The following is a 3,115-nucleotide window of genomic DNA, read 5'->3' on the forward strand; positions in this document are numbered from 1 at the left end:
TTAAAGAGTTGGTTGAAAATGCGATTGATGCTAATTCCCAGCAAATTGATATTTTGGTGGAAGAAGCAGGGGTAAAATCAATTCGCATTATCGATGATGGCGATGGCATCGATGCTGACCAGGTGACGAAGGCCTTTCTGCGTCACGCAACATCAAAGATTACATCGCGTAATGATTTGTTCCGCGTGCATTCACTTGGGTTCCGTGGTGAAGCGCTACCATCAATTGCGTCAGTTGCGGATGTTGTGTTGGAAACAGCCACAGCCGGAGCGGAACAAGGTAAGCGGGTTCACTACAAGGGTGGCGAATTACTCGAGGAAATCGGGACCGGTGCACGTAAGGGAACGGACATTACGGTGTCAGATATTTTCTTCAACACGCCAGCCCGCTTGAAGTATTTGAAGTCACAGTCGACCGAGTTGGCCCAGATTGTGGACGTTATCAATCGATTGGCACTGAGTTATCCAGAGATTGGCTTCCGGTTGTCGCACAATGGTAATGAGGTGATGCGAACAGCAGGTAATGGTAACTTGCAACAAGTTATTGCGGCCATTTACGGTGTCCAACAAGCGCGTAAGATGCAGGCTATCCAAGCTGAAGATAACGACTTTGAGGTGTCGGGTTACATCTCATTGCCAGAATTAACGCGTGCAAGTCGTTCATACATTTCGGTGCTGATTAATGGGCGCTATATTAAAAATTACAATCTCACCAAAGCCCTGATTAAAGGCTATGGTTCTAAGCTAATGGTTGGTCGCTTCCCCATTGCGGTGTTACAAATAACAATGGATCCATTGCTGGTTGATGTGAACGTACACCCGCAAAAGCATGAGGTCCGCTTGTCGAAAGAAAGCCAGTTGATGGCGTTGATTGAACAAGCTGTGAAGGAGCGGTTTGCTAACGAGAATTTGATTCCGAATGCCTATGAGAATTATTTGGGTGAAGAACAAAATGCAGCTGAAAATGATGCCGCCTTTATTGCCCAGCTGAACGATGCGTCACAGCCATACGTTAGTTCGTACGCGCCGGAGTCGACACCGGATCATCCAGTGCCAATGACGCCAGCTGACTATGAAAAGTTGGCTGACAACTTCTCTGTGTCTGATGTGACCCCTGTGGTCGTTCATCATGCAGAGGAACTGCAAGGAACAGCCGTGAGTGAGTTTGCGACTAAGTATCAAGATGGTGCGGACATTAACCCCTTCGACGAAGGTGGGACAGCGATGGTGGCTGAGCAAAAGTCACTTGATTTGACAGATGACAGTATTCAAGCAGTTGATGAGCATGGACAAACATTCCCAAAGTTAGACTATATTGGCCAAATGCACGGGACGTTCTTGTTTGCGCAATCTGAAGAAGGGCTGTACCTCATTGACCAGCACGCGGCTCAGGAACGTGTTAAGTATGAGTATTACCGTGAAGAAATCGGTAAGGTCGGCTTGGAAATGCAAAAGTTACTCGTGCCGATCGTGCTGAATTATCCAAAAATTGATATTTTGAAGATTCAGTCACATGAAGTCGAGTTAGCCCAAGTTGGCCTACATTTGGAACCATTCGGGGATGATGCGGTCATTGTGCGCGAGCATCCTGGCTGGTTTGAAAAGGGACAAGAAGAAGATACGATTCGTGAAATGGTTGACTGGATTCTACGCGATGGTAGCTTAACGGTTGCGCAATTCCGGGAGCGAACGGCAATTATGATGGCATGCAAGCGCTCAATCAAAGCTAACTGGTCAATGAATGATTTTGAAGCTAAGGGGTTGCTTGATCAATTATCACACTCAGAGAACCCTTATAATTGCCCACACGGTCGGCCTGTCTTGGTGACATTCTCAACGTTGGACATGCAAAAGATGTTCAAGCGTATCCAAGATTCACACGAACCTTGGATTGAGTATGATAATCACCCCTTTTAATTTGAAAGTGGCCTAATTTAGCTATAAACTAAACACATCAATTAAGAAATTAAAAACTTTAACAGAGGTAATTTATCATGAAGGCACGTGTATTTTACGCAACTATCACTGGGAACAACGAAGACGTCGCAGATGTAATTATTGATACATTTGAGGCAGAAGGTGTTGAAGTCACTAAGGAAGATATCCAAATGGTTGACCCTCACGACATCTCAGCTGATGAAACTGATATCGTTGTGGTTGTACCATACACGTTTGATAAGGGAACGGTTCCTGACGAGTCTTTGGACTTCTTTGAAGATTTGGAAGATACTGACCTATCAGGTATCGTTTATGGTGTCTCAGGTTCAGGGGATGACTTCTACGGTAAGGACTTTGCAGTTGCTATCGACAAGTTCGAGGCCCAATTCGAAAAGTCAGGTGCTACCAAGGGTGCAGACGGTGTGAAGGTTAACTTGAGCCCCGACGTTGAAGCAACTGAAGAACTACAAGCATTCACGAAGGCTTTGATTGCTAAGGTAAATGCATAATAACTTCTCAAAAAGACAGAAAACCAATCGGCTTTCTGTCTTTTTTTTCATGCTATTATTTGCTGAGCTATGTGAATTGTATGTAACCGGCATCGGACTTTACGATAACAAAAGCTCTGACAAAACGGAAACAATGTCCTATACTATTAAGAAGTGGATAAGATAGAGAAAGAGAAAGTGTGGTCTACTATATGTTATTACGCGAACGCATAAATGAGATCCGTCAGACCAAACACATTCCCATTGAAAGGTTTGTGCGAAACGGTATCTCAAAAAATAAATACTACCGGTTCGTATCAGGCGAGGGGTCCGTTAGTATCGGAGATTTACAAAAAATAATTGAAATCTTGACGGTTTCGTTATCGGAATTGGTAGCCGAATCTGATGAGCGTGATAGTTTGATTTTCAATGAATTTGGTGACTATTGGCAATTGTCACTGCCTGAATTGCGCGAACGTGCTAGCGTGTTCGCGCACCGTTATATGCAAACGCAAATGAAGGCGCATTATATTGCGTCGACAGTGTATGAATTATTAGCGGGGCGTAAAGCTGGCGAAGATATTTCAGATTATGTTGATGAATTATATAAAGAACTGAAACGGCAACGTTTTTTTACAATTTTTGATTTGCAAGTTTTTCGCATTTTAATGCCACAGTTAAACGTGGCAC

The 3,115-nt window shown here is 44.0% G+C and carries 3 protein-coding genes; all 3 read left to right on the plus strand.

Annotated elements, in window-relative coordinates:
- A partial coding sequence (gene mutL / locus WEIDD23_RS04215; protein ID WP_062358781.1) for a DNA mismatch repair endonuclease MutL occupies nt 1-1,916 on the plus strand: 1,916 nt, incomplete at its 5' end.
- 77 nt (nt 1,917-1,993) lie between these two features.
- Nucleotides 1,994-2,446 (plus strand): flavodoxin domain-containing protein, encoded by a 453-nt coding sequence (locus WEIDD23_RS04220; protein WP_010373549.1) that lies wholly within the window; start codon nt 1,994-1,996, stop codon nt 2,444-2,446.
- Nucleotides 2,447-2,637: 191 nt separating this feature from the next.
- The coding region (locus tag WEIDD23_RS13475) for a helix-turn-helix domain-containing protein (RefSeq protein WP_197458803.1) at nt 2,638-3,115 on the plus strand (478 nt) is incomplete at its 3' end.

Origin of the sequence: Weissella sp. DD23 (assembly GCF_001579105.1) — a bacterium.
Lineage (GTDB): Bacteria > Bacillota > Bacilli > Lactobacillales > Lactobacillaceae > Weissella > Weissella cibaria.